At 41.2% G+C, this 25590-nt stretch carries 22 protein-coding genes; 7 read left to right on the plus strand and 15 right to left on the minus strand.

What is annotated here, in order from left to right:
- Positions 1 to 1001 precede the first annotated feature (1001 nt).
- The gene (locus tag QA601_08320) at positions 1002 to 1808 is read left to right on the plus strand and encodes a hypothetical protein (GenBank protein MDG5815079.1); all 807 of its coding nucleotides are present in this window, start codon (positions 1002 to 1004) and stop codon (positions 1806 to 1808) included.
- 17 nt (positions 1809 to 1825) lie between these two features.
- Positions 1826 to 2182: a flagellar protein FliS gene (locus tag QA601_08325; GenBank protein MDG5815080.1), complete on the plus strand. Its 357-nt coding sequence runs from the start codon at positions 1826 to 1828 to the stop codon at positions 2180 to 2182.
- Here QA601_08325 and QA601_08330 read toward each other — a convergent pair.
- From QA601_08330 to QA601_08350, 5 genes are all read right to left on the minus strand, one after another.
- Positions 2150 to 3550: a hypothetical protein gene (locus tag QA601_08330; GenBank protein MDG5815081.1), complete on the minus strand. Its 1401-nt coding sequence runs from the start codon at positions 3548 to 3550 to the stop codon at positions 2150 to 2152. The genes QA601_08325 and QA601_08330 overlap by 33 nt on opposite strands.
- Before the next feature lie 42 nt (positions 3551 to 3592).
- Positions 3593 to 4348: a DNA repair protein RadC gene (gene radC / locus QA601_08335; GenBank protein MDG5815082.1), complete on the minus strand. Its 756-nt coding sequence runs from the start codon at positions 4346 to 4348 to the stop codon at positions 3593 to 3595.
- 47 nt (positions 4349 to 4395) lie between these two features.
- Positions 4396 to 5715: a beta-ketoacyl-ACP synthase 3 gene (locus tag QA601_08340; GenBank protein ID MDG5815083.1), complete on the minus strand. Its 1320-nt coding sequence runs from the start codon at positions 5713 to 5715 to the stop codon at positions 4396 to 4398.
- Between the two features lie 4 nt (positions 5716 to 5719).
- Positions 5720 to 7774, minus strand: coding sequence for a thiamine pyrophosphate-dependent enzyme (locus tag QA601_08345; protein MDG5815084.1), 2055 nt, complete (start codon positions 7772 to 7774; stop codon positions 5720 to 5722).
- A gap of 158 nt (positions 7775 to 7932) precedes the next feature.
- Positions 7933 to 9114, minus strand: coding sequence for a carbohydrate kinase family protein (locus tag QA601_08350; GenBank protein ID MDG5815085.1), 1182 nt, complete (start codon positions 9112 to 9114; stop codon positions 7933 to 7935).
- A 195-nt stretch (positions 9115 to 9309) separates the two neighbouring features.
- On the opposite strand from QA601_08350, the gene QA601_08355 reads away from it, so the two are divergent.
- Entirely contained in the window at positions 9310 to 10359 is a 1050-nt protein-coding gene (locus QA601_08355) for a 2-hydroxyacid dehydrogenase (protein MDG5815086.1), read from the plus strand.
- Between the two features lie 18 nt (positions 10360 to 10377).
- Here the strand turns inward: QA601_08355 and QA601_08360 are convergent, their stop codons facing one another.
- The 4 genes from QA601_08360 to QA601_08375 all read right to left on the minus strand — a co-directional run bounded on the left by QA601_08360 (position 10378) and on the right by QA601_08375 (position 14607).
- On the minus strand, positions 10378 to 11511 hold the full coding sequence (locus QA601_08360) for a cysteine desulfurase family protein (GenBank protein ID MDG5815087.1): 1134 nt from the start codon (positions 11509 to 11511) through the stop codon (positions 10378 to 10380).
- An 87-nt stretch (positions 11512 to 11598) separates the two neighbouring features.
- Entirely contained in the window at positions 11599 to 12483 is an 885-nt protein-coding gene (gene uvsE, locus QA601_08365) for a UV DNA damage repair endonuclease UvsE (GenBank protein MDG5815088.1), read from the minus strand.
- The gene (locus QA601_08370; protein MDG5815089.1) at positions 12480 to 13541 is read right to left on the minus strand and encodes a radical SAM protein; all 1062 of its coding nucleotides are present in this window, start codon (positions 13539 to 13541) and stop codon (positions 12480 to 12482) included. Before QA601_08370 ends, uvsE begins: the two co-directional genes overlap by 4 nt.
- 106 nt (positions 13542 to 13647) lie before the next feature.
- Positions 13648 to 14607 carry a TraB/GumN family protein gene (locus QA601_08375; protein ID MDG5815090.1) on the minus strand — a complete coding sequence of 320 codons (960 nt, stop codon included), beginning with the start codon at positions 14605 to 14607 and terminating at the stop codon, positions 13648 to 13650.
- Positions 14608 to 14712: 105 nt separating this feature from the next.
- On the opposite strand from QA601_08375, the gene queF reads away from it, so the two are divergent.
- The gene (gene queF / locus QA601_08380; GenBank protein MDG5815091.1) at positions 14713 to 15174 is read left to right on the plus strand and encodes a preQ(1) synthase; all 462 of its coding nucleotides are present in this window, start codon (positions 14713 to 14715) and stop codon (positions 15172 to 15174) included.
- Between the two features lie 35 nt (positions 15175 to 15209).
- Here the strand turns inward: queF and QA601_08385 are convergent, their stop codons facing one another.
- From QA601_08385 to QA601_08395, 3 genes are read right to left on the minus strand one after another with little or no spacing between them, the layout of a single operon-like run.
- Entirely contained in the window at positions 15210 to 16391 is a 1182-nt protein-coding gene (locus tag QA601_08385) for an aminotransferase class I/II-fold pyridoxal phosphate-dependent enzyme (GenBank protein ID MDG5815092.1), read from the minus strand.
- A gap of 16 nt (positions 16392 to 16407) precedes the next feature.
- Entirely contained in the window at positions 16408 to 17772 is a 1365-nt protein-coding gene (locus QA601_08390) for an AMP-binding protein (protein MDG5815093.1), read from the minus strand.
- A gap of 37 nt (positions 17773 to 17809) precedes the next feature.
- Entirely contained in the window at positions 17810 to 18040 is a 231-nt protein-coding gene (locus tag QA601_08395; GenBank protein ID MDG5815094.1) for a phosphopantetheine-binding protein, read from the minus strand.
- Between the two features lie 252 nt (positions 18041 to 18292).
- Between QA601_08395 and QA601_08400 the strand changes: the two genes are divergently transcribed.
- Positions 18293 to 18955, plus strand: a complete 663-nt coding sequence (locus QA601_08400) for a response regulator (GenBank protein MDG5815095.1) — start codon at positions 18293 to 18295, stop codon at positions 18953 to 18955.
- A 4-nt stretch (positions 18956 to 18959) separates the two neighbouring features.
- Here QA601_08400 and QA601_08405 read toward each other — a convergent pair whose 3' ends face one another.
- Both QA601_08405 and QA601_08410 read right to left on the minus strand, forming a co-directional pair.
- Complete coding sequence (locus QA601_08405) at positions 18960 to 20693, minus strand: ATP-binding protein (protein MDG5815096.1); 1734 nt, start codon at positions 20691 to 20693, stop codon at positions 18960 to 18962.
- Positions 20694 to 20711: 18 nt separating this feature from the next.
- A complete protein-coding gene (locus QA601_08410) occupies positions 20712 to 22913 on the minus strand; it encodes an ATP-binding protein (protein ID MDG5815097.1) in 2202 nt (733 codons plus the stop codon).
- Between the two features lie 169 nt (positions 22914 to 23082).
- On the opposite strand from QA601_08410, the gene QA601_08415 reads away from it, so the two are divergent.
- Both QA601_08415 and QA601_08420 read left to right on the plus strand, forming a co-directional pair.
- Positions 23083 to 24123, plus strand: a complete 1041-nt coding sequence (locus QA601_08415) for a PQQ-dependent sugar dehydrogenase (GenBank protein MDG5815098.1) — start codon at positions 23083 to 23085, stop codon at positions 24121 to 24123.
- Positions 24124 to 24157: 34 nt separating this feature from the next.
- Positions 24158 to 24574, plus strand: a complete 417-nt coding sequence (locus QA601_08420; protein ID MDG5815099.1) for a plastocyanin/azurin family copper-binding protein — start codon at positions 24158 to 24160, stop codon at positions 24572 to 24574.
- Between the two features lie 41 nt (positions 24575 to 24615).
- Here QA601_08420 and QA601_08425 read toward each other — a convergent pair whose 3' ends face one another.
- Positions 24616 to 25500, minus strand: a complete 885-nt coding sequence (locus QA601_08425; GenBank protein MDG5815100.1) for a hypothetical protein — start codon at positions 25498 to 25500, stop codon at positions 24616 to 24618.
- Positions 25501 to 25590: the final 90 nt, after the last annotated feature.

Below are 25590 nucleotides of genomic sequence, written 5' to 3' on the forward strand. Positions count from 1 at the left end.
CAGAGGTGATTAGTCCCATTTTAAATTAAAATGAAGCTAATGCAGAGGTGATTAGTCCCATTTTAAATTAAAATGAAGCTAATGCAGAGGTGATTAGTCCCATTTCAATTTAAAATGAAGCTACTCAGCAGGTGATCAGTCTCATTTCAATTTAAAATGAAGCTACTCAGTAGGTGATCAGTCTCATTTCAATTTAAAATGAAGCTACTCAGCAGGTGATCAGTCTCATTTCAATTTAAAATGAAGCTACTCAGTAGGTGATCAGTCTCATTTCAATTTAAAATGGAGCTACTCAGTAGGTGATTAGTCTCATTTCAATTTAAAATGAAGCTACTCAGTAGGTGATCAGTCTCATTTCAATTTGAAATGGAGCTACTCCATAGGTGATCTGTCTCATTTCAATTTAAAATAGAGCTACTCCATAGGTGATCTGTCTCATTTCAATTTGAAATGGAGCTACTCCACAGGTGATCTGTCTCATTTCAATTTAAAATGAAGCTACTCCACAGGTGATCAGTCTCATTTCAATTTGAAGAGTGGAACGGATAGTAAACGATTTAGAGAATTATATAAACGCAGAGGGCGCGGAGAACGCAGAGAGGAAAAAAGGAAAGGCGATCGTTCCCATCCTGAAGAGTAACTCCGGTAAAAACCAAATGCCGTGTTCACCAATAATGCTCGGGTAAAACGCGCCAGGGGGGACGGAAGGTGGCACTTTCTTAAGTGCCAGTGCCCTCAAAAAGCGGAGTCCTCGTAGCGCTATAACCGAGGCACCGAGGAGGTACGACGAGCCTGGAGGACATAGTGCCCGAATGGGTACAACCGGTGCCGTCCGCGGCAGGCGCCCGAGATACTCTAGTTCTTATTTGATCCTTATGAGCTGTGTGCGATGAGGTGAAATAAAAACTAAAGTTATACTGAAAAGTGCCGATATAATAATAGGGGAAGTTATGTAGGGTCCTATTCTTTATAGGGGACCAGTTTTGCAAGGGAGGTGCTCTATGCTTTGGAAGACAAGCCACGCCAAAAGTGCGCCATACACCGAAACCGATGCGCTTAGGAGCACCTCACGTGAATTGAGAAAAATTCTGAAACGACTCTCGGATGGAAAAAAGGGAGATCTAAAGCAGAAAGATATCGCGGATCTTGAATACCCCAAAGCCTTTGAACACAGAATAGAAGGTTTCAAAGTAGCAGAAAATAGCTCTGGGCCCCTTTTTGAGCACCACTCTGCAGCTTCAGAAATCCCTACGTTGATACAGAAGTTAAAAAAGCTGGCGACAGTCGCTCTCTCCACCTCTTTAAACGACAGCGAACGTAACGCGTTAAGTCTGGAATTCATAGCTACCAGGGAGAGACTGTATCATACTTTTTCTGCCGGAGTTTCTGAGCGCATATCTATACAGAGAGAAAGGCTTATTCATATTTCTGATTCTGAACAGAAAAGAGGCTCAGAAGAAGTTACCGAAAACAAAGATTCTGAATTAACCACACTCATAGAGCACCTCCAAACGCTGTCGATTAAAACCGGAAATGAAGCTCAGTCTGCGCGTAAAGAGATAGAAAAAATGGCAGATCAGATTACAGATACAAAAAATAGGTCTCATTCGTACAGTGACCTTAAATCTATAAACAACAGCCTAAAGGAGGGCTTAAAAGTTACCGAATCAGATCCTGCTACATTTGAACAGGAAATAGCTCTGGTAACGGTTGGTATAGTAAATAAAAAGCTACAGGATGAGGGTACAACCAAAGCATTTGGTCGCTTCAATGACATTAACCGAAACCAGATTATAGGAATAATCTGAGCAGAATAGCAAAAACAATGAAATCTCAAAACAGAGTAATCCGACAGTATGAGATCATGCAGATAACTACCCCGGGAGCGGCAAGGCTCATCTGTTTGCTTCACGAGAAGGCAGTGTACTTCATTAAAAAAGGCATGATTATAAACAGCACTCAGATGATATCAAAAGCTCAAAACCTCATTGCGGTATTGGATATGTCCCTGCGGGATGTTGATGAAGTCTCATCTCTTCTTCACAATTTGTATAGCTACAGTTATCATCTGCTGGATAAAAAAGACAGAGCTTCTCTTAAAAATGCCTGCCTAATAATGAACCACCTTAAGGTAACCTTCTGTACACTTTCAAGACATACTGCGGGAAGCGACAGACTTTAGAGCAGATTTTCTCAAATCAATAACTTTAGCGTTTTTCTTATACTGGTTCCTGAAATGCCGTATTGTGTTGGTGTTTGATATAAGCACAGGAAAATACACCCCGGAAGCAGCTTTTATGGAATGCGCGATCTTCTCCAACACAGTGGCAGGCGCAGCGACATGAATAGAAACCCTGTCATTGCGGGATGATTCAGGCTCAATGAGTATAACGTAATCATCTACCTCCTCCACACTATCAAGTGCCCCGGTAACCGAGAGGGGGTAAATACAAGAGCCTCCGACGTTAATTCTATGCGACTTACGACCAAGGATGGGTCCGATCCTAAGGGAGTTTCTTCCACAGGAGCACGCTTTTTCATCAATAAAGGTAATATCACCGGTTCTGAACCGTAAAAGAGGTACCCCCTCAACTCCAAGGGGAGTTGTTACAAGCTCTCCCGCAGTGCCATGCGGAACAGGCCTTCCCTGTTCATCCACCACTTCAGCATACACCAGCTCAGGAATACAGTGCGCACCGTTTCTGGAAGTGCATTCACAAAACGAAACCGAACTTTCGGGTGAATAGTAAAGAGAAAAAAGCTCAGCGCCCCACAATCTTTCGACTTCAAGAGCACCGGCATTGTAACTCATGTCAGGATTTCTGATACTCTCTCCGGTGCAAATTATTTTTTTTACAGTACTGAATAGATCACCACTTTTATTGATTTCTGTTCCAATCGCTTTTAACATACTCAGATCGCCTGTTATCACATCAGGAGACAGTATATTCATCAGGCGTTTCTGTTGCTGAGCCATAATCTGAGCACTTCGCGCCACATTACACCCAAGCAAAGACAACCCTCTGTATATAGCCATCCCCGCGGAATACAATGAATTGAGACTTTGGAAAATCTGTACAACATCTTTCCCGCCCACAGAACATCCATTAAAGGAGAGAGCCAGACTGTAGGCGATTCTGTCAAGATCATTTTTTGTATAATGGAAAACAGCCGGTTCTGAATAGTTATGACTCATCGTACTTTCGACAATTTCATCGGGTGACACTGCTACAAATGAGTCCATGAAACTGCTCACGGTTTCCCGGTCGGTACACGGAATGCAGGAAAAATCATCCATACTTTTAACGGAAAGCGGGTCAATGTCGACTAATTTATTTTTATACCAGGGTGAAGCATTTTTTAAGTGTGCTATGTGGTTGCGCAGTGCTCGTAATGTTTTTTGTGCTATTTGATCACTTGAAAGAAATTCCCATGAATAGTCAGGATTAAATATCAAGTACTCGCCTCCAGATGGCTGAAAATTGTGTACTGAAGCAATATTTGCTTTAACTGTTCCCCTAAAATAGTTAATTAGCTGTATGGTCTTCAAACATACAGCTTTTTTTATTCAAAAGCTAAGCATCTATAGCTCTTACCGGGGCCACCTGCTGCATTCTCTGAGACTAACCACTTTAGTTTTAGATATAATGATATGATCGAGAAGAGGAATTTCAAGAAGTTTTCCTATAGTGAAAAGTCGTTCTGTAATAACCCAATCAGCTTCTGAAGGGTTAAGTCCGCCTGCAGGATGATTGTGAGCCAGAATAAAGGATGCAGCCCCGCATCGCATGGCTTTTTCGATTACGACCCTGGGATAAACTGCACACTGATTAACTGTACCTTCAGATAGTATATCGGTTTGAAGGATATGGTTTGCACTGTCTAAAAAGAGGGCCCCGACATATTCATCGCGCTTATGACCAAAGTTAAACCGGAAATACTCCTCAACATCCCGTCTGTGCGATATGACCGGTTTTTGATCATATTTCTCTTTAAGACAAAGAGCCATGATCTCCTTAACAAAAGGAAACAGTGCGGCAGACCTGGTACCTAAGCCCTTGGTTTCGAGCAGTTCATCATAGGGAGCATTAAAGATCGCGCTCAAAGATCCGTATCGGTTCCAGAGCTCACGGGCGATAGGTTTGGTATCCTTACGCGGGATGGCAAAACTTAGAAGGAATTCGATAATTTCATAGTTGTGAAATCCTGCGGTTCCACTTTTTAAAAAACGCTCAAGCAGCCTGCCCCGATGCCCCTGAGCAGTTTTTCCCTGTTGCGAAACAGTACTTTCACTGTTATGTGCGACACCAGCAGAGCCTGGTTTGTCGCTCAAAGTGTGAATATCCATAAGTCACTCTCATTGCTAAAACCATGGCCCTACAACAGAAATTCAGACTACCACTGCAAAGATAATCCTGCAGCTGTAATACCCGCGCCCACTGTACAGAATATCACTTTGTCGTTTTTCTGTAATCCATTCTCTATTTCCTGCAGGGCGATAGGTATACTTGCACTCGAAGTGTTTCCAACCCTGTCTATGTTGAGATAGAACTTCTCAAACGGAACACCACTTTTCTTTGCGGCGGCTTTAATGATACGTCCGTTTGCCTGGTGTGGAACAACCCAACGCACATCCTGGGCTTGCCATTGGCTTTTTATAATAAGCTCACGCACCAGAGAAGAGAAACTTTCGGTGGCAAACTTAAACAACGCTCTTCCATCCAGACGTACCCATGGGTCAAAGTCGTTAGATTCATTGGGGATATCATAACCCGGCATATGACGTCGGGCCATCGTTAGCCCGCCACTATCAGCAGTTAAGATCTCCTGTTTTATCAGATGCCCCGAATCTGAAGCAGAAACAACAGTTGCCCCTGCACCATCCCCAAAGAGGAAATATGTATTACGATCGCTTTTATCCAGGACCCTTGACTGCATATCCACAGCGGTTACCAGTACATTTTTTGCTACACCGGAACAAATCAATCCCTTTGCGACAGAGATACCGTACAGCCAACCGGAACAGGCAGCATTAAGGTCAAAGGCAGGAACACCCCGAATCCCCAGCTTACCCTGCAAGATACATGCAGTTGATGGCATTACCACATCCGGAGTAGTAGTAGAAACCACTATTGCATCAATATCTTTACTATTAAGCCCAGATTGCTCTATAGCTTTAACAGAAGCCTCGTATGCCATATCAGAAGGTTTTTCATCAGCAGCCCAACGCCGCTCTTTAATTCCTGTTACCCCAAAGATATATTCTTCAGTGATATCAGGATACTCAGCGAGAAGTTCTTTTGTTTTAACTATTCGACTGGGCAAATAGGTTCCAATCCCAAGCATCGATACCGTTTTAACGGGCTCTTCACTCTTTTTCTCAAGAATTTCCATTTTGGGCAGTTCACTTACCGGTTCCGGCTCATCTTCAGATACAGCAGTTGCAGGCTGCGAAGCCATGGAAGAATCAGCTGTAGTGACAATCATTACCGGCTCTTCAAAAGGAACCGAATCACCCTCATTACAGAGAATAGTTTCAACTACACAATCACAAGGAGCTTCAAATTCGAAGGTAGATTTTGCGCTCTCCACCTCTGCAAGATACTGTCCTTTTTTGATAGATTCGCCTTTTGCCACAAGCCATTTAATGATAGTTGCTTCTGTTTCGGCAGCAGCCTGAGCGGGAAGAAATAATTCAGTCTTGAACGGGGTCATAACTTTACTTAGCCTCTCCAATCATCTTTTCTATAACAGCCTTTATTCTGTCATCATCCGGCAGATATTTACTTTCCAATTCTTTAGCAAAGGGAACCGGGGTATCAGGTGCGGAGACCGAAACCGGAGCGCATTTAAGAGAACTAAAACACTCCCGTGTCACCAAAGAGATAAAACGATCGGCAAGTCCAGCCGTTTCACCACTTTCCTGCACAACCAATAACCGTCCCGTTGCTCGTACGGATTCCAGTATAGGTTCAAACTTCAATGGGTTTAATATAAAAGGATTCCATACAGAAGCAGAATAGTTATATTTATTAATTACAGTAAGCACTCTCTCGATCATCGCTCCAAGAGCCACAACGGTTACCTTATCTCCCTGTGTGTACTGACGTGGCCTGTACACCTTACTCAGATCACCATCAAAGTCTATATCACCCGCTTTGCCCCAATAAAGAAGCTTATGCTCAAAAACCACGCTTGGGTTAGAATCATAGAAGGCAGCCATCAATGCTTCATAGGTTTCCTGAGGGGTAAAAGGGTACAATAATTTAAGCCCGGGGAAACGGGACCAGAGCCCATCATACTCTCCGGAGTGAAATGCACCCAGTGTTATTCCCCCACCACAGGGCAATCTAAACACAAGTGGCGCATTCATACCTGCGCGGTAATACCACGTTCCGGCATTTAAACCAAGCTGGGTAACTGCTTCTGTGGAAAAATCAGCAAACTGAAATTCCATGATCGGGCGGGAGCCTGTTTGTGAAGCACCTAAACAAAAGCCGGTTGTTGCCGATTCACATATTGGCATATCGATAACTCGATCGGAGCCATGTTTATCCATCAGTCCTTTACAGGTCTTAAACGGTGAACCATATTTACCGACATCCTGGCCACACAAAAACGCACCCTGGTCCTGTGAAAGCATATGGTCAAGCGCGGTGTTTATAGCCTGCAGGTTTTTGACTTTTTTTGCGCTGTAGGGCTCAATAGTTTTATGCTCTGTTTTGCAGTACACGTCACAGTTATTTGACAAAACAGCCTTAGGCCTTGGACGTGTAAGCGCGGCATCTGCTACCGTTTTCACCTCTTCAGTTATTTCCTGCTCCATTTCAAGGATTTGCTGTTCACTAAAGCCGCTTATTTCCTTTAGATCTTTTCTTGCTTTTACCAAAGGATCGTGCTTCAGCCATTCCTCTTTTTCCTCAGCACTCACATACTCAGCATTATCATAGGCAGCATGCCCCTCAAGACGCAGTGTCATACACTCAAGTAAAACGGGCTTAGGATTCTGTGCCATTGTTTTTAAATACTGAGAAATAGTACTGTATACATCCCATGCATCGGTGCCGTCTATAGTGCATCCCTCAATACCGTAGCCCACAGCACGATCAGAAAGCTTTTCACAGCAAAACTGATTTGCAACAGGAGTTGAGAACGCGTATTTATTGTTCTCGATTAAAAAGACTACAGGTACGTTTTGCACTGCAGCCAGGTTCAGCGATTCATGAAACTCACCAGTACTTGAAGCGCCATCCCCCGATATAGCTAAGCCAAAAACCTTCTCCCCATTCTTTCTTGCGGCCCATACTCCACCAACGGTTGGTGCGAGCATGTTGCCAAGATGGCTAATCATGGGAAAGCGACGCATCTTAGCGTCACCATAATGAACATTTCCCTCTCTGGCATGCGTTGGGCTATCGACATTAGCCATATGCTGGCAGAATAGTGTATAAGGAGAACAACCACATATCATATGAGCAGCATTATCCCTGTGTAGAAGCCCCAAAACATCCTGACCGGGCCGGAATGGTATGGCCATTCCCACAGAAGTAGCTTCATTACCCTTACTGATTATCACTGTCCCCTTAACCGCCCCCCGGCGAAAAAGCTCTTTAAGCTTTTCATCGATTACACGGGTATAATACATTAAAGGGTAGGCTTTAGGGTAAAACTGTTCCCGGGTTAAAGAATCCGGAAAACGGGGTAATTCTTTCACCAGGTTTTCAAATACTGCACTCTTGGCATCAATTACCGCTGCGATATTCCCTCCCATCATATAAATTCAGCATCCAGGACCTGTATTGTGCCTGAGCACCGGAGATAATATGTCAAAATAATAAAGGTAGAGGCTAATGTGAGCTAAAATATTTGTTCTAAGCACTAAGTTCTTTTTCTGCTTAGCGCTATGGCTAACAAATTATCCTAAGCTAAGCCTTAGCGTATGGTCCAGATCCTGTTTATCTTATCATAGCTCCAGCTCCCTCCGGCACAAAAGGTATCCTGAGTCGAAGTTTTTTCTGCATATGCTTCCACCTGCTCAAAGCTGCCAAGACTACTAAAACTATCTACGCTTCCAAGGCTTTTTGCTCCGGTTGAAGCTGCTATTTTCAGCGCCTTTTCAATGCTCCTTCCATTTAGTAGTGCGGCAATAAATCCTGCAATACAGCTGTCTCCGGCCCCTGTTGCACAAACAAACTCCTGAACCCTGTAACTTTCACAAAACAGCTCTCTTGAACCCCAGTTTGGAGAATGAAACAGTTCAAACGGAGTATTTTTTAAACGGGCCAAATCAGCAGTCTTTATATACAGCCCCTTTATTCCACACTTGATCAGGGCAACGGCTGAACCGTATTTGATTATTTTATTGCCCAAGTCTCTTAAAACAGAAATATCCAGGTTTTCCAAAGGATCACTTTTAAATTGGGCAGCTCTAAATTTGCTGTACGCTGTTTTATTCAACATAAAGAGAATCTCTTCAAAACTGGGGGTGAATATATCCACCAACGGAAGTGTTTTTTGAAGAAAGCCATCCCAGTCAAAAGTACCTGATTCACTCTGTGGCTCAGGGAGTGTCAGATCCATGGAGACCGGTATTTGGTATTCTCTGATCTTTTTAAACACCCTCCGCACTTCCTCTCCCTCATTGTGGCGCATTTTGCGCATAAGGGTAGGATAGCCAAAATGAAACAGTGCGCTTTTTTTAACTGTTGAATAATCGATGTCATCGCTGCCAAAGGTATCATTAGCCCCGCAATTGTGTATCAATATCCTGTCCGCTCCGGGAACGGACAGGGCTATGGTAAATGAACTTTTTGCTTCATCGGTGATTTTTATATGGTTATCTGTGCCCTGCTGTTCAAAAAAACTTTTTGTTACTGCTCCAAACTGATCATTACCCACTTTGCACTGGATATTTGTATCAATACCTAAGGCGTTTAGAGCAAGACCGGTGTTGCCAACTACACCACCGGCAGTCACTGATGCATCATCTACGGAAATAAGTTTTCCTGGTGATAAGATATCACTCACCGCGCCGTGATTAGTGATCTTGGGGGTGATATCCAGGCACACATGACCTGCGACACTAACTTTAGCTGTTTTTTCCATACTGATCATTTTTAGTCACTTTTAGAGATATAAGACACTTTTGTTTAGAAAATAAGTGAAAAAAAACACTGATCACAAATCCGTTTTCTAATATATTCAGTTTTAGAGCAATCCTCATGGGTGAATCACTGCGGCATGTTTTTTGCAGCATTCTCCTATAACGGTACCTGTAACGTAAAAAGAGAGAGAAAGGGCAAGGAGTATATGGGAACTATCAAAGTAGCCTTTTACGATGCCAAACCTTACGATCAAAAATCTTTTAACAAGGTAAATGAGCGCTACGGATTCGACATTCACTACTTCCCCACCCACCTGAATGAAGAGTCTGTTGCCCTTGCTGCCGGATTTGACACCGTGTGCGTGTTTGTGAATGATACAGTTAATGCAAAAGTTATCGATAAATTAAAAGAAAATGGCACCAAACTCATTGCACTACGTTCTGCAGGCTACAATAACATCGACCTTCATCACACGTATGGGAAAATGCATGTAGTTCGGGTTCCTGCGTATTCACCCCATGCAGTGGCTGAACATGCTGTTGCACTGATGCTATCATTAAACAGAAAAACCCACAAAGCTTATTTCAGAACAAGAGACAACAACTTTGCAATAAACGGCCTGCTGGGTTTTGATATGCATGAGAAAACAGCCGGGATAATCGGAACCGGAAAAATCGGTAAAGTTGCCGCCCAGATATTAAGAGGCTTTGGAATGAATGTTTTAGCGTTTGATGTGTACCCGGATAAACAATTTGCTTCAGAAAATCAGGTCGAATATACCGATCTTGATGATCTCTATAAACGAAGTGATATTATATCCCTGCACTGCCCCCTGACGCCCGAAAACGTCTATATGATAAATGATGACAGCATTAGAAAAATGAAAGATAATGTGATGATCATTAACACCGGGCGGGGCAAACTTATAAACACTCAGGATCTCATTAAGGGTTTGAAATCTAAAAAAATCGGCTCAGCAGGTCTCGATGTCTATGAAGAGGAAAGTGAGTACTTCTTTGAGGATTTCTCCGGAGAGGCAATAAGCGACGATGTTCTGGCAAGGCTTTTAACCTTCCCTAATGTGTTGATTACTTCACACCAGGCATTCTTTACCAAAGAAGCTCTTGAGAGTATCGCGGTCACTACACTCAATAATATAAGACGCTACCACCAGGAGCACCAATTACCCAATGAAATCTGTTACCAATGCAATGAAGGCAAGTGTACCCGTAAAGAAAGCGGCCGCTGCTTCTGATAAACGCTGAGTGAGGGGCTAATTTAAACCCCTCACCCTTTTTACAATTTTTACCACAGCTTCTACACAGTAATCAACTTCTTCTCTGGTATTTAGACTGCTCAAAGAAAAACGAACAGAACATGCCGCCTCCTGATAACGCCTTCCCATTGCCAGCAAAACTTTTGAAGGATCGATTGCTCCGGACTGGCACGCTGAACCACCAGAAATACACACCCCCTCCTGATCCAAGGCGGCAATCATAACCTGAGCATCAATGTTTTTGAAGGTTACATTCAATGTTCCCGGCAACCTCTTCTCTGCATCACCGTTGCGCAATACCCCTTCAATCTGATCGCTGAGCTTATTGAATAAGTACTCAGTGAGTTCAAAAAGATACTCTGAGTTTCGCTCCATCCTCCCACAACTCAACTCAGCAGCTCTTACAAAACCAAGGATTAGTGGCAGGTTCTCAGTTCCGGGCCGTATTTCTCTTTCCTGGTGCCCTCCAAAAAACCTGGGGACCAACCTAACACCTTTACGAACATACAACGCACCAACCCCTTTGGGGCCATTTAGTTTATGAGAGGATAAAGACATCAAATCCAATGGAATAGTATTTACATCCAGAGCAATCTTTCCAAACGCCTGTACTGCATCGCTATGAACAAGGATGTCGCTGTCAGCAAACATTTCAGCTATTTCCTTAACGGGCTGTAAGGTACCGATTTCATTATTTGCGGCCATTACCGAAACAAGTGATGGTTGAGAAGCCTTTTTGGCTAACAACTCTTCTGTAACAATCACACCCCTACTATCAACCGAAACAGAATGGCATTGCCTGCCCTGTTTCTTTAACTGAGTTGCAATGCTTATAACTGATGGATGCTCGATTTGTGAATGAACAAAACACCCCTGGCTATTGTGGTCCATACTCCCTAGCACTGCAAGATTATTGGATTCGGTACCACCCGAGGTAAAAACAATCTCCTCAGCAGAAGCATTTATTATAGCGGCCAACCGCTCCCGTGCCCTTTCAAGCTCACCAAAAGCAGCACGTCCACAGCTGTGCAGTGAAGAAGGGTTGCCCCAAAAACGCTGATTGGCTTCATTTATTACCTCTCCTACTTCCGGATCCAGAGGTGTTGTTGAATTATGGTCAAAGTAGATCATACATTTTCCAAACTCTTTTGTTTTTCAAGATTTTTAGAAAAATACCTTCCAATTACCGGGGAATATAAAACAGTGCAGGCGTGACATTTACCTTAACTCCGGCAATGATTCTCTCAAGCTGGCTACCGACTTCTCCTTATCCTTGGTTTCAAGCATGACATCAAAATCCAGATCCTTGATCTCAGAATAGAACCTTTTGAACTCGTTAACATCTATGCCTACCGAGTGCGCCCCCCTGCTTTTATCCGGGTCCTGATTTGAATAATGTATCTTTTGCCTGCCATCTCCGGTCCAGGTTTCGGCGAATTGCAAAATAATATCCCGCAGAGAGTCATCGGTTTTTTCGGGAAATATTTGGTGATGGAAAACATCAAATACTCCGCGCAATTCAACGCGATTACAGACTTCAAGAATTTCCCCTGCACTGTAGTTTCGTTCATCATTTTCAAGCACCAGGCGCGAGCGAATCTCAGCCGGAAGGTCAACAATCCTTTCAATCAAAAGGGCTTTGGACTTTTCCTTATCCCCATATACCCCTCCGCCATGAAGAACCAGGACATGGTTACAGTCAAGCCCCATACATTCCAGTACCGAAGTATGATACTGAAGATCAAGGAGGGTATTTTTATAGGTAGTCTCATTTGGGGTATTTAGAACAGTATATTGCCCCGGATGCATCGAAACACGCATACCGTTTTCTTTCACAAATGTACCAATATCCTCCAGCTCCTTTTTTAAAACAGCTTTCCAGGCACCTGAATTAACAGGGTGCGAACCCAGGGGTATAAGCCCCGAAGAGATACGAAACACCATTATCCCTCTTTTCAAATTCCACTGAAGAATGTTCATCAGGGCAGAGATATTTTTACCCGATACTTCAATCATACGCTCTTCGGTGTAATTTGCGAGCCTGAAGCTCCTGCTTGAAGTAGGAAGTGAAGTGTTAATGCATGCGTAGCCAAGTCTGATCATACAAATTTCTTTTCTTCGTGTTTAAGTATCTTATCACATTGCGGGTCATCACCATAGACTGTACCACTATGGGATAATGCCTGAGCCCTGCACCCCATACAATCCAGTAGTGCACAATCGCCACACCCGCCCTTAGTGAGCTTTGGCATAAGCCTCAAAGGTGAATATTTGCTCAAATCTTTTAACACCTTTGGAAACGAGTCAGAGGGAAGTACACCAACCGGAATGGGAAGACGCCTGCAGGGATAGACTGTGCCATCGGGCATAAGTGCCATGCTCTGAGGACCAAGGTTACATAAAGCTGCACCAATTTCACCACCAATATTTTCTGTTTCCTGTGTATCTATGAAAAAGGCTCTGTAGGGTAGCAGTTCTTCAGGAGAGATACCTAAATCGTTTTCAGATATAATGGTCTTCCTGATCTCCAACCAATGATTAGCATTCAGAATCCCATCGGCTATATGTAAGCCATTACCAAGAGGTACAAATCTTTCGAATATTACCCCTTTTACTCCCTTTTGGCGTGCCAGTTGCAATAAACCGGACACAGAATTCCAGTTCCAGGCTCCCAGGGTAACCATAAGAACTACTTGTAACCCAGCACTTTGAAGCAGTTCTATAGAATTAAGAACTGCTTCAAAGTGCCCCTTACCTCTGATTGAATCATTAATCGATGAGTCATGAGATTCAAGAGATATTTTAATTGCGGATAGTGCACCATTCTTTTTTAACTCTCTTAAAATCGCCTCATCTATCTCTAAAGCATTGGTGATCAGGTTGAGTTCTTTAAGATTATTATAAGTGGCAAGATGGCGGAGCAGGGGGAAAAGGTCTCTATGAAGCAAAGGCTCTCCCCCGGTAACATTAACCGTTACCGGAATGTTACGTAAGGACAAAAATATCCGGTCTGCGATTCTTTTTAAGTGATGGAGTTCAAAGTCACTGCTATTACTAAACTTATCCTGATAACAATGTCTGCAACGCTGATTACAACTGTTTGTAATATGCCACTGAAATCCAAACTCTTCTATATCCGGCATTACAATTTCTGAACCCATACCTACTTAAATATCCTGATCACGATTAGTTTCTGGTTCACTTAATTACGATAAGCAGAAAAAAGTATTGGTTACTGGGTTAAGAAGTTGTAATCGCAACTACTTTTTAAAGGCTTTTCACAACCCAGCCGTTTTCAGCAAGGATAGAGATGATACTATCTTCACCCAAAAAATGTCCCGCACCCACAACTACGAAATAAACCCCTTTATTCTGAGCCAGTTCAGAGATTCTCCTGGCCATGGCATGATTTCTTTTTTTAAACATCTCCTCATATATTTGTTCATACCCTGGTATATGTTCAGAGTAATCTTTAAGGACAATGCTTGCAAGTGAAACGCTGTCACCACAAGCCCAGGCAGTGGAGAGAGCCTGCATCTGCTGCTTAGCCGATTCACCTGAGAGTATGGTATAGGATAGGAAATCTTCCCCATCAAGCATACTCAAAAGTTTCATCTGATATTCTGCACTTTCCAGCTCAAGGATCTCTTTGTCATCACTTTTTCTAAAGAAGTAGCTTTCAACTCCCATTTCAGGACTATAACCAAGAGACTGTATCTGAAGAACACTTAGTGTCACAGCCATCATCCAGGGCCTGAAGTGCAGAAACGGGGCAATCGGAACTCCCATCGCGCTAAGGGTTTCTTCGAGTTGGTTATATACTTCTGGTGATAGTTTTTGTTCAAGAGTTTCTCCCTCACTCAGATAACCAGCCTTCATAAGCTCAGCCATCTCAGAGCCAATCCCCTCCTTTTGGGAGTTAATCTCTACTACAAGGTACTGCGATTTTTCAAAAGCCTGGTTGATTTCATCAGAAAAAGGATAAAAAGCAGGAATCCCAAAGTGGATAGAACCAAACATATAAACAGTGGAACTATCCCCATCTATTCTCCAGAGTTTCTGCCTGGCCCCCTCTTCACATAAACTTCCCTTAGCAGGTGAAGGTGTTATATCTTCCTGAGCAGTGCTGTCTTTAGTTTTCGTATCAATTGAAGAAGGATCTGTTTTAAGAACCGGACTACAAGAAAGCAAAAAGAGTGTTACAATTAAAATCAAAGATATATTCACTGTTTACCCCATTTGGTTGTTTTATGGATATCTATAAAAAATTACTACCTGGCTGTGTGCCTGATGGTATTTTTTTAACTCATTTTTACAGGAGAATCAGAAAAAATGTTTTTTAAAGATGTAATTCAATTAGAACAGGCGCTTGAAAAAGATCTTCTACCACCAATCGAAACATTTCCCTGCCCCTACGATTCATCAGCTACAAAAAGTGGTGTGATAAGAATCGTTTTTCCGGAATTCACCTGTGTATGTCCCAAAACCGGTTATCCTGACTTTGCTGCTATCACACTATACTATTTACCAGACAAGCTCTGTCTTGAGCTCAAAGCCTGGAAACTTTATCTTAATTCATTCAGGATGGTTGGTACATTTCACGAAACAGTTACACACCATCTGTTTGAAACGCTCAAAACAACGCTTTTACCCAAATGGTTACTGGTCACAGGTGATTTTTTGCCACGGGGCAATGTAGATACAACTGTTGTATTTGAAACATTGGGAGAAAGGCCCGCTGGTGCGGACCTTATTATCAAACCTTTAAGTCCACACTGCAGGGAGATGAACTGACCTTTCAGAGAATAAACTCTGTAAGGGAGTAAGGATCAGAAGAATTGTGTTTCTGTAACACCCATGTCTCTGAGACATTTAAGGGTTGATTCTGCAACAGTTTCAATCTCTTCTTTTGTAATTTCCGAAAATATGGAAAAGCGTGCAAGAGAAGTATCTTTTGGCGTTGCAGGGTAGAGAAATACTGAAAACAGTACCCCCATCTCCTTTAGTCTTCCGTAGAGATCTATGGCAGGGTCTTCCCCTTTAAACATCAAAGAGACTATCTGACAAGCACTTGGTCCGGTACTTATGCCGTTATTATTGAACAACTCTCTTAAGTAAGCGGCCATTCTTTGGGTATGGGCAGCTCTTTGAGGTTCTCTCATGAGAATATCGAGAGCTTTCCAGTTCCCGGCAGAAGTAGGTGGCGCAACATTAGTACTAAATATTACCGATCGGGCTCTATACATAAGGTATTCGGCTGTGTGGGGATCAGTGACTACAAATCCACCATTACCGCCCAAAGCTTTAGCAATGGAAACAGTTCGTAGATGCACTCTATCCTGTACATCTTCATCAACCGCGCATCCCCCACCATTTTCCCCAATCATTCCAAATGAGTGAGCTTCATCCACCACAAGCAAACACTTGAATTCTTCTGCGATATCTGCATAGGCGCTTACGTTTGCAACTGCGCCATGAGTACTGTAATAGCCGTCGATTACAATGACCCCCGGCCCAAAGACTTTAACCATTTTGCGCATGGACTGAGCACAATTATGCTTTACAGGAATAAGCTTACCACCAGAAAAGCGAGCACCATCCCAAAGGGAAGCATGAGCATTGACGTCAAGATACACAGGGGTTTCGGGCCTGACAATAGCCTCCATCATTCCCACATTTGCCGTCCAGCCACATGTAGTCAGCAAAACACACTCAGGCCCCTGAACTTTACTGGCTTTTGCGATTGCCTCTTTCAGTTTCAGGTGGTATCCATGCTCACCACCATATACCACCGATGCCATTACCCCATAGCCAACATCAGTTGTGGCCTTAACTCTCTCCTCAATGACTTCAGGATGTTGCGAGAGTCTCAGGTAATCGTTATGATGACAGGAGATATAGCCGGTCGTATCTGAAGGCTGATCGAAAGGATGCAACCGCCATGATTTAATTCTATCAAGCAAAGGTTTTTTATGTTCTTCAAACCAGGTAGGAGTAACTGTTTTTTGCATGCAAATTTCCTTATTTTTAATCTACGAAATTAAACTGTTTAGGAATTTTAAAAGCAGCGTAGTTTTTATTACACCAGTTTCGTATCTCTTCTTCAGGATTATCCAATTTATCGTTAAGTGAAATATCAGCAGTCACTGTATCACCCATTATTCTGGACTCACCACTGTAGACTTTCGCATTTTCAACGAAAGGACACATCTTCAAAAAACGCTCAACTTCAGCAGGATACACATTTTTCCCACCAACATTAAGCATTCTCTTTTTTAAACCAGTCAGGGTCAGAAAACCATCAGCATCCTGTATTCCCAAATCACCAGTATGGAGCCAACCGTCTCTTAAAGTAGTACGGGTCTGCTCAGGGTGTTTGTAATAGCCTTTCATTACGTTTTTCCCTTTTACACAAACCTCTCCTTCAGTCCCGACAGGAACTTTATTACCTTGCTCATCGAGAATGGCTATCTCACAGTGCAGTGATGGCCTCCCTACTCTCCCAATCTTTATTTCATCTCCCAAACGCATGGCAGAACAGACTGGTGCAGCTTCAGTTAAACCATATCCTTCATGTAGTGGTATACCGGTCTTTTTCAGAAAAGAGTTAAAGATAGCCTCAGGAAGCTTTGCCCCCCCGGAGACACAAAACTTTATACTTTTTAAATAATCAGCACTTTTGGGTACTGCGCTAAAGAGATAATAAAGAACCGGAATTGAATAAAGATGTGTTACATTACATTCCTTAATTATTTCAAGATAGCCTTTTACACGTCTAAGATCTGAGATATCCACCACCACAATAGAGGCTCCACTTACAATTGGCGCTAATAAGCCTGTTTGAAGAGCAAAGAGATGGTGATACGGTAAAAGAACGCAGCTTATACTCGAAGGGCTAAAAGATGAAGCTTCAGCTGATGCAAGTGCATTATAGTAGAGGTTTTCAGCGGTAAGCATTACCCCTTTTGCATACCCATCTTCAGCAGCGGTATAAACTACCGTACAGACGTCTTTTAATTGTTCACGCTGACTATCTTCTATGGAAAGATCCGTAAACTCAACCTCGGTATCGGTATTGAATTCAGAAGTCGATGAGTCAATTCTAATAATTATTCCAGGTGCAGTATCTTCTTTCAGTTCAGCTATTTCAATTGTTCTTAAAGCCGGATCGAGTAGAACGGCTACTCTGCCCGAACGAATAACAGCCAAATAAGCAATGAGGGTCTTTATATTATTTTCGGCAAACAAATAGACAAAAGGAGTTTTGTTTGAGGATCTGTTATCCAGAATTCGCTGAAAATCCTCTACCTGTCTACGTACCTCTTCCGGTTCGTACCAACGTTCATTGAAAAAGATACGCGGATATAGCTTATCATTGAAAATAGAGTTCAAGAAAAAAGCTCCTTGTGATCAAAATTTAGTAGCTGGTTTATTTAGGCGCTTTTTCAATCATTGAAAACATTTGATCAAGAGTATCCGCAGTGAGAATATCAGGAGGGATTTCAATCTGCAGGTCATCAACAAGAGCAGCATACAGTTCAACAAACTTCATTGAATCAATATCTACCTGTTCGCGGAAGGATTTTTCGGGATCAATACTACTTAAATCAACCCCAATTTCCTTTTTAACAATTCCAACAACCTTTTCCCTAAGGTCCATAAGTCATTATCTCCCAGAACTTTAACTTATTTAAAACAGTAAATCCATTATATATACTTTTTTTAAAATCATAAGTACAATATAATTGATTATATTTTATAAGAAATTATTTTGTTACAACAACGTTTTATTTTACAGGTTTAATTTTTTTAACCTAATGATTTTAGACTAACTTAAATTATACACTTTAAGTGAAAAAAAGTATATAATTAAATTTTTGGAAATTATCCTCAAAAAAATTTTGGAGTATTTATGCAAACAGAACAGATTCTCGAAATATTAAAATCTTCGGTCAGCCAGGTCAAAGAAAGTAATGAGGAGATAAAGGGATTTGATGAGCACACAGATTTAAATACCTCTCTTACCGATTTTGGATTTGACATAGTGTCGCTGGCTGAATTGCAAAGGGATCTTGAAATACGCCTGGACGGTCGTAAACTGCATATGGAAAGTCTTCTTGTTCCAGAAACTTTTAACACACTATCTCTTATAGACATACTTAATCACCTCAAAACACAACTGGCCACTCCTGTTAAAAATCCTATTGTGGTATACGTAGATGATGAAGAGGAAAACTTATTCATTTTTAAACGTAAATTCAACAAAGATCTAAACCTAAAGCTCTTTAATGATCCTAAGGAAGCATTGCAGTTCGTCTCCTCTAATCCAGATGTAGCCGTGGTTATTACCGATGAAGTAATGCCTGGAATGACCGGAAACCAGCTCTGCGATGCCATAAAAAAAATAAAGCCCTATATGAAATTTCTGCTTATTACAGGGAACCCTGAAAATGATAACAACCTGATGTATAAATCACTAAGAGGTAATCGCTTTTATGATTTTATTCAGAAACCCGTTGATTTTGACAAAAATCGGGATAAGTACTTAAATATTATTCGTAACCTTATGGAATAAAATTTTAAGCACCAATCTTTTCTGGTAAGAGTTCTTCTGAGAACTTTATCACAAAATGTGATCCTATACCCTTTTTTGAGGTAACGGATATGGCACCACCAAACTGACGAACAATCTCAGCAGAGATGGCAAGGCCAAGCCCTGTACTTTTTCCTGCAGGCTTGGTGGTAAAAAAGGGATCAAAGATTTTTTTCTGTATCTCTTCTGGTATGCCAGGTCCGTTATCTTTAAAATGGAGCGTAAGACCATTAGGCGAGTGTCTTTCCCCAAATATTTCTATTTTTCCTTCTCCATTCATCGCGTCAATTGCGTTGTTTATTAAATTAATAAAGACCTGGTCCATTCTGTTGGGGTTGATGTTCCACCTCAATTTGCAGGACTGGTCTAACGTAATCTCCACCCCTGCTTTGTTTTTTTGGGGAATCATGCTTATTACATTATCTAAAAGGGAATAGAAATCAGCCTCGAGTATCTCATCTGAATTTGAAGCGCTGGTAAATACCCCAAGGCTATTTGCAATCGATAAACTTTTACCAAGCGCCTTTTCTATTCGGGAGAAAATAAAAGACATATCCTCTAAGTGACTATCCAGATCCTGCTCAGTGGCAATGTCTTTTATCTCTTCTAAACCATCTTCGTTTTTTATATTTTCGAGTGAAAACTCATAAACTTTCTGCAGTCCTTTGAGATCTGTTTTTAAATCCGGAACAATGTTTACCAGAAAATTTAAAGAATCATTTATCTGATGAATAACACCGGCTGCCATTCTTCCAAGTGATGAAAGTTTTTCACTTTGAATGATCATCTCTCTTGCTTTAAGTAGCTCCTCGTGAGTTCTGATTAACTCTTTGGTTCTATTCTCTATTTTTGTTTCCATCTCAGAGAATAGTTCTATTTTCATTAATGTATCACCCGCAAAAGAGGAGATAGAGTTTACAAGCAACTCATCATTTTCATTTAAACTTTTCACATTTTCAAGAATTTTATCTTTTTCATCCAGAAGCATAATGTCCTGTTGTGCCAAGGCAGCGTAGGTGGTGTTTGATATCGAATCGACCAGTTGAATGTCAGATTCACCTATACCCTGACCCTTGTGGTACTCAGCGGTAAGTATTCCTATTGTTTTACCACCGTGAACCAATGGGCTGATGACTGCTGAGGAAAGAGTACTTTCAAGAAAAATTTCTGTTGTATCTTCCATGTTTTCACAAATTATCTGTGTTTTATTTTCGCTATCTTCATTAAAACACTTTGTCAGGTATTTACGTAATACTTTGTTATACTTATCTCTTTGGTCCAGCCTTGCTTTTTGATCACCATAAAAGCCTACACAAACAAGTTTTTTTAATTCATGATCAAACATCCAAAACTGACTTAAGTCGTACCGGAAAGATTTTACTAAAGTTTTAGTTACACTGCTGTAGATATCTTCTTTTTTAGTTTTATTGGAAAGCTCAAGAGCAAGCTCATGTATTGAATGAAGCGTCTGGTTCTGGGCTCTGGCCTTCTCAGCAGTATTCTCTATCAAAGCTGTTTTTTCTCTGGTTTTTTCTATTATAAAACTGTAATTGCTTTTTTTGTGATAAACATAGGCCACCAAAAATAAAACGAGAAACAGATAGGATGCGTAAAAATAGGTGGCACATTCAAACACGAATAAACCGACAACTAAAAAGTACACAGCAATTGCTGCCATAAAAAAACTGAACAGTTTTATATGTTTACCAACTTTTTTCAAGATCTAAACCTCTTTTTATTATAACCCTCTATCATCTGCCCCTGGCATAATAATAGTAAAAACAGTACCGGATTTGTTCCCGGATTCAAATACTATTTCCCCACCATATTTCTTAATCAGTTCTTTAGCCACAGTCAGCCCCAGGCCGGTATGCAGATGTGTATCTTTTGTAGTAAAAAACGGACGAAAAATTGATTTTTCATGTTCAAAAGAAATACCTTTACCCCAGTCCCGAACGGATACTACTATTTTTCCGGCACTCCTTTGAGCCTCAACCCTAATATTTTTATTGTTATTACAAGCCTCGATTGCATTATTTAGTAAGTTCAATAAAATTTGCTGAAATTCTACACGATTAATCCTAAGCTCAATTTCATCAGGTACTTCAACAACAACATTAACTGTCGATAAATATTTGGCTGGTATAAGCTCAATAGCATCATTAATCACACTTTTTAGATTCAGTAACGTATCGGAATCGTTGCCACTTGTTCTGGCAAAAACTTTTAAACTATTGGCAGTTTTTCTTGCTTTACTAAGTGCCTTATCTACATAGTTAAACACTTCATCAACTTCGTCCAAATGTGTATCAAGCTGATATTCTTCCATCAAATGTTCAAAATTTTGCTTTGTTGTATTATCTAAATTGTTCTGGGCTACCGTTGCGACTTTTTTAAGTGTGAGAAAATCGCCTCTAAGCTCAGGTACAATATTAAAAAGAAAATTCAAAGGGTTATTGATTTCATGAGCAATACCTGCAGCCATCTGCCCAATAGCTGAAAGCTTTTCATTCTGAATTGTCATCTCACGAGTAAAAATGACCTGCTCCTGGCGACGCTTAATTTCCCGGTCTCTTTTTCTTATCTTCTCTTCCATGCTTTCATACAACAGCGCTTTGTGAAGCGAATTTGAAACAATATGGGTCATGGTTTCAAAAAGGATCTTGTCTGTGTAGCTAACCTTTTTACCGTTTTTGTTTATCCCAACAAGCATCCCAAACACTTTCTGGTGATCTGAAAGGGGGATAATTATCGCAGAAGAGATCTTCATTGAAGAGAAGAGTTGCTTGGACTGCATGGTAAAACCGGCGGTCACTTTTTTAAGATCATTAATCAAAAGCGTTTCTTTGTTCTTTAACACCCTCACGATAAAACCATCAGGGTGTTTTAGCCCCTCGGTCACTGAATACTCTGTGGAAAGGATCTCCTCCCGAACTTTTCCCTCATACCCCGCAACCCCGGAACAAAAAAACCGATCTCCCTCTTTCAGCCAAATTTGGGAGGAATCATAGGTGAAGTTATCCACAAGTACTTTGGTAACATGACTTGAAATTGGTTCGCAATGCACTTCCCTGTTTAACTTTACCGTAAGATCATGAAGATATTTGGTGCGCTTGCTATCCTGTTTTAGCTCTTCACTCTGCGTCTCTATTGAGTGCTCTGCATTTTTTAGCCATTTGATTCCTTCAGCAAAACGCCTCCGCGTATAAATAACATAAAAAAGCATGCTGAAAACAGGTGACGAAGCCGCCAAAAGAGCCAAAACCGATGTGCCGTTTAATAAATACCCTATCCCTGAGATAATGCCGGCACCCAATGTGGCCACTGAAGCTTTAAAGAACCACTGAAACCACGTTTGGGGAATTGTGACAATGTACTCACAATTTGAATCACCTCTGAATGCACATTTTGGATGTTCAACTTTGGCATACGGGAGTTTAAAGATCGTTGGAACTGCCTCATAAGAACCCTGACGGTTTCGGCAGGCTGAGAAGGGTTCCCGATAGTTATCAGCAAATGAGATCCGGATATGAAATTTATGAGGACCAAGACGAGTGGTTTTAACCCGGGTAGTTTTCACCACCTTCTGCTCCACTCGCTCCAAATTATTAAAAATAAGGCTGGGGGACGCAAACGTGGTTGTCATTATCGCCTGAAGCGGATTCATGTACTTTAATACATTGCGGCCCATTGTATAAGGAAAATCATTGTCCCCGGTATACTTTTTTGCACTCTCAAAGAGAATGTCGGTGGTCTCAATGGGCATAAACCCGTTAGGATCATCAAAAAAGAGGCGATCAAGATCAATATCGGTGAGTATTCGGTCGGTGACCTCCGGACCATAGCGATCGTCCAGGTAACGCAATACCGGTTGAACCATACCCTTTACAACATTTTTTTTCTCTGTACGTTCTTGAATCTCGGTGTTACTGTGAGACATTACTGTATTCCATTGTGTATTACCTGATAAGTAAAAAACTAATATAGTATGTGGAGATGTTAAAATTATACTCTCTTTTACTGCTTTTTTTTCCGGGGAACAAATTTTGCTCCTATACCTTTTACTCTGAATTAAAATTAAACACAGTTTAAGTGCACGGGTGAGCCAGATGAAACAAAAAAAAATTACGCGAACACAATTGGTTTCAGGATTATTGTTACTGTTTATCGGTAACTGTTCTTTCAATAACTCTGAAAATGCAAACCAGAATACCGTTACCGTAACCGACATCGCTACAGGGCTTGAAATCCCCTGGGCTATAGACTTTTTACCAGATGGTTCGATGATTTTTACCCAAAGACCTGGTGAGGTGAAGCTCCAAAGAGATAACACAACAGAGTTAATTGGGCAAATAGATGTTATTCACCAGGGAGAAGCCGGGCTTCTGGGCGTAGCCGTAGATCCTGATTTTAATGAAAACAATTACATCTACCTTTACTACACCTACCAGCAGCAAGCTATGTTTAATCGTATATCACGTTTTACTCTAAATGGCTCTCTCAGTGATGAATTCATTGTATTAGACAGTATCGATGGCGCCAATATTCATAATGGCGGACGAATCAAGTTTGGCCCTGATGGCTTACTTTATGCAACTACCGGCGATGCAAACGATCCATCTCTTTCGGCAGATACCAATAGCCTTGCAGGAAAAATCCTTCGTATGGAAAAGGACGGTTCTGTACCCGGTGATAATCCGTTTGGCAATTACGTTTATGCTTTAGGGCTTAGAAACCCTCAGGGGCTGGCCTGGAGAGACGATACGCTGTACGCTTCAAGTCACGGCCCGGTAAGAAGAGATGAACTTCACAGAATCGAGAGGGGAATGGATTATGGGTGGCCCGAACCGTGTGATCAAACAGGTCTTGCATTCAGATGTTATACTGAGTTTACACTTGCTCCGTCAGGAATCGCTATCTATGAAAACATGTTACTGGTAACCGGTTTGCGTGGTAATCAACTACGAAGGGTAGATTTGCAGTCAGACCAGGAATTTGAACATTTAACAGAGCTGGGACGATTACGGGAGGTGGTATTGTATGAGGGGTATCTCTATATAGCTACGAGTAATCGTGATGGACGAGGTACACCACAACCAAATGATGACAGAATAGTTAAAGTTGATCCAAATGCTTTAATACACAACTAAAAAATGATCCACATTTGTATTTTGAGGTATAGTTATGAAATATTGTAATATTCTTATACTAAGTTTCTGCTTATTCACCCTAATTAGCTGCAATACAAATGATACAGAAACAGAACAACTGTCAGAAAACGACACCGTCCAATATGCGGTAACAATTGAAATGACCGATGTAACGTTTGAGCCCGATCATGTGACTATAATCGAAGGTGAAACCGTGCGATGGATAAATACTTCTCAGGTTACACATACTGTAACTGCAGATTCAGGCCTGGCAGTAGATAACAGTAATGTAATTCTCCCCCGGGGAGCAGAACCAATAAACTCAGGTTCATTGGCTCCGGGGGAAATATTTGATTATCGATTTGATGTGCCTGGCCTGTACCGTTATTTTTGCGTTCCCCATGAGGCAGCAGAAATGGTTGGTGAAGTGTTGGTTGAAACGCAAAACTAACCATTACCCCAAAGTATCAAAGTACAGGGATCAGCAGCATGTTAATTTTTGTTTACCTTGCTTACATCTAAAGAAAATGGACGACTGAGCCTACCACTTTCCAACATAAAAGATTTTCTTCTAAAGTGTGATAGAAAAAAGAGCTCAGTAGCGAATTGTTTTCTTCCGTAGTTAGCGTATACTTTTTGTTGCTTCCAAAAATCCATTGTTAAAATATTCCATCCACAGGTATCCTGAGGATAGTATGCAAATAACCCTGGTGATTTAAACAATAAGTTTTTTAAGTATAGATTGTGCAGTCCTTTGTTTTCTCGACTACAGGTTATCAGTGCATACCGGTAATTTTTTAATAAAAATTTACCGATTATAGACGCCAAAAGCAAAAAAGAAGTTTCAACGTCAGCTTTTTTTGACAGAATATATGGTGTCTTCTTTAATCTATACACTTCACATATTTTATGGTTTGTATTAGCACCAATAAGTTTTCTTTTACAGAAATCGTTTGCATCAAACTTTCCAAAATCATTTCCATCTTTATCCTTCATAACAGCATGCTCAATGGGCAATGATTTTGGTTTTGTATAAGCGATTACCATTACACTGCCAAGTACATTCTCTTGCTTATCGGTTACAAGATGCAGGTAAGAATTATTGAAATACTGGGTATCACACTCATATTCCTTTTTTAAAAAAGTGTTATTCTCGTCGTAGTAGTAAAATTTCCTGAATTTTTCCAACACACTTTCATCAATGTCATTCATATTGTATTCTTTTAACCTAAGGTCGTTTTCTGATTTAAATGCCATTCCGGAGTACACGTTTGGCCTTGACATAAAAGATAGTAGGTAGCATAACAAACTGCCGTATTTAGACATTATTCCTGAAGGTAGTTGGCTTGAAACAATTTTTGCGGTAGACATTTTCATAATCTGCTCTCCTTTTTTTGAGTATATTGGTAGGCGACTTAAAGGCAGACTGTTCTGCCTGTTTTTCTTGTCTCTTAGCACAGTTATTGT

Source organism: Chitinispirillales bacterium ANBcel5 (assembly GCA_029688955.1).
Lineage (GTDB): Bacteria > Fibrobacterota > Chitinivibrionia > Chitinivibrionales > Chitinispirillaceae > Cellulosispirillum > Cellulosispirillum alkaliphilum.